The sequence below is a fragment of the Candidatus Darwinibacter acetoxidans genome, from assembly GCF_041936445.1.
GTDB lineage: Bacteria > Bacillota > Limnochordia > Darwinibacteriales > Darwinibacteriaceae > DTU010.
In genome coordinates this window covers 1-2231 of sequence record NZ_JBHGXH010000123.1, presented here as the reverse complement: position 1 = coordinate 2231, position 2231 = coordinate 1, and the positions used below count along the sequence as shown (strand labels likewise).

Genomic DNA, 2231 nt, shown 5'->3' with positions numbered 1-2231 from the left:
GGCATGATGGCTGTTGAGCAAGAGCCAATTCCCGAGATGCTGAAGAGGATGCGCGATCTTGATCATGAGGGACGACACGAGGAAGCGAATGAGCTGCGCGAGGAGATCATGGAGAGGCTGAGGGCGTCTGTAGGGCGGGGGTTCTCATGAAACGCGACATCAAAACTCTCAGCAGACTCATAGTCCAGCTGATGGACATACAGGATGGAGACCTGCAAGCTAAGCGCAAGTGGGAACAGCGGGTCCGCGAGGCGTATCCATACGAGCGCATCATCCTCACGGCGCCACTTGGGGAGCGCGTTGACCTGCGAGGGATGATGGGGGGGAGCACATGATGAACAGGATACTGCACATCACGTATTCAACCACGGAGGACTGCCAGAACGAGGGCGGAGCTTACGGCGGGATATGCACCCGCTGCAACAAGTGTGGGCGGTGGGGGGAGCGGGAAGAGGCAGATGATACCGAGGGGTAGGGCGGAGGTGCGAGTATGCCTGGACTGACAGATGAGATCATGCAGGAGCTACGGCGTGACTCGTCGAAGATAGATGGCATAAGATACGGCAAAATCATCATTTACATCCAGGACGGCAAGCTGGTGAGAATCGAAGTTACCGAAGGCCGTCAAATAGCATAGCAGGCTGACTCGTATAGCGGGAGGCCGATTGAGTCCCATGTGGGGCTTGGTCGGCCTCTCTGTTTTGGGGGTAAGATTATGAGTTATCCAGGGAGCGCATATATCAAGGCGATTTGCAGGGCATTGGAGTGCAGGCCTCAGGCGGTATACATCATCGACTGTCCATTGTGCCCGGAGGATGAGCAGGGTCAGATGGAGCTTGATCCGCAGACCAAGACTTACTGGTGCGCTGATTGCGGGAGGGATGGGACGCTGCAGAGCCTGCTTGCTATTGCAGAGGGGCTGTTTGTGAGTAGGCATAGAGAGAGCATGGAGCTGATGGAGAGAAGGCCGAGGGTTGAGAGGGGAGGGACTCGGCGATGAGCCGCGAGGAGATATCCATCAAGGCCATAGACTGTATCCTATACAACCGCAGGCTATGGCGGGAGAGCGTGGAGCTGCTGGAGGCTCAGACATCAGCGAGCGTGGTTGCAATACCTCTCTTGCGCGCGCCTGGCGATCCAGTTGGAAGCGTGGCGGTTGCACGAGCAACTATAACACAAGTCTTGGATGTAGTGGACAAGGCGATCAGGAGTCTACCGAGAGAGCACAGGCGCATAGCGAAACTCAAATGGGAGCGCTCCATGACACACAACGAGATCGCAGATGCAATCAATTACTCATTGAGCACTGTGGAAAGGCGCGTGGCTATTATCCGGAAAAGCGTAAGGGCTCATCTAGCTGCGATGGACGAGGAAATATTGACGGAGTTTTGGGGGGAAATTGAGGGGATATTGAGGGGATATTGAGGGGTTTTTGAGGGGTTTTTGAGGGCAATGGCCTTGAAATGGTGAGGGGTTGCCTGTTATGGTGTGGACAGGAGTAGAGTTGTCTCTATCTCTCCCCACAACCACGGGACGGGCCTAGCGCCTGTCCCGTATTTATTTGGTATGAGCAGTCGTAGCTCAACTGGCAGAGCAGCCGACTTGTAATCGGCAGGCTGGGAGTTCGAATCTCCCCGGCTGCTCCAGAATGTTTGGAGGCAACGACATGGCCGGGGACTATACGCCACTGACAGAGCCGGGGTGGGGGCAGGCGTATTAAAAAACGAAAGGGTGATCCATTGTTGTAGCCGTACCGAAGGAGAAGCGGATCAGGAACAGGGCACTCTTGAAAGCTATGCGCGAGGAAATACCTTACTGTGAGCGTTGTGGCAAGCCAGGCCATGGAGGTATGCACCATATCAGGTATCGCAGTCAAGGCGGCAGCGACATACGGGAGAACTTAATCAGACTGTGCATGTACTGTCACAGAAGTATCCATGACGCCAAGTACAAGCGGGAGGAGTTGATTGCCATTGTAGCGCAGAGAGAGGGCAAGACCGTACAGGAGATTGCAGAGGCCAACGGGTTAAAACTCTAGTGGAGGTGATCCAGCTATCCCGCAGAGATCCTGCGGTCTATAAGTGGGAGGTGGTCATGTCGGACTTGTGCATTCGATGTTCGAGAAGGAACAGAGCATTACTAAGTTTTACGTTAAGGACTTCCGGCGATTCGGGCAACCAAAGCTCAAGAAGCCCAAGGAGCTATATCGCATAAACCCAGCGTTTTCGGTA

Annotated in this window: 6 protein-coding genes and 1 tRNA gene; all 7 read left to right on the top strand. The window is 54.5% G+C overall.

Annotated features, from left to right (window positions below):
- Window positions 1-146 precede the first annotated feature (146 nt).
- Window positions 147-335 carry a hypothetical protein gene (locus ACE4YL_RS04355; protein WP_461369286.1) on the top strand — a complete coding sequence of 63 codons (189 nt, stop codon included), beginning with the start codon at window positions 147-149 and terminating at the stop codon, window positions 333-335.
- On the top strand, window positions 335-475 hold the full coding sequence (locus ACE4YL_RS04350) for a hypothetical protein (RefSeq protein ID WP_461369285.1): 141 nt from the start codon (window positions 335-337) through the stop codon (window positions 473-475). The genes ACE4YL_RS04355 and ACE4YL_RS04350 overlap by 1 nt, the downstream gene beginning before the upstream one ends.
- A 15-nt stretch (window positions 476-490) precedes the next feature.
- Entirely contained in the window at window positions 491-637 is a 147-nt protein-coding gene (locus tag ACE4YL_RS04345) for a DUF2292 domain-containing protein (protein ID WP_461369284.1), read from the top strand.
- Between the two features lie 78 nt (window positions 638-715).
- Complete coding sequence (locus ACE4YL_RS04340) at window positions 716-1000, top strand: hypothetical protein (RefSeq protein ID WP_461369283.1); 285 nt, start codon at window positions 716-718, stop codon at window positions 998-1000.
- Complete coding sequence (locus tag ACE4YL_RS04335) at window positions 997-1425, top strand: sigma factor-like helix-turn-helix DNA-binding protein (protein WP_461369282.1); 429 nt, start codon at window positions 997-999, stop codon at window positions 1423-1425. The genes ACE4YL_RS04340 and ACE4YL_RS04335 overlap by 4 nt, the downstream gene beginning before the upstream one ends.
- Window positions 1426-1570: 145 nt before the next feature.
- Window positions 1571-1646 (top strand) — tRNA-Thr (locus tag ACE4YL_RS04330).
- A 149-nt stretch (window positions 1647-1795) separates the two neighbouring features.
- Complete coding sequence (locus ACE4YL_RS04325; RefSeq protein ID WP_461369287.1) at window positions 1796-2038, top strand: HNH endonuclease signature motif containing protein; 243 nt, start codon at window positions 1796-1798, stop codon at window positions 2036-2038.
- The last annotated feature ends 193 nt before the right edge of the window (window positions 2039-2231 follow it).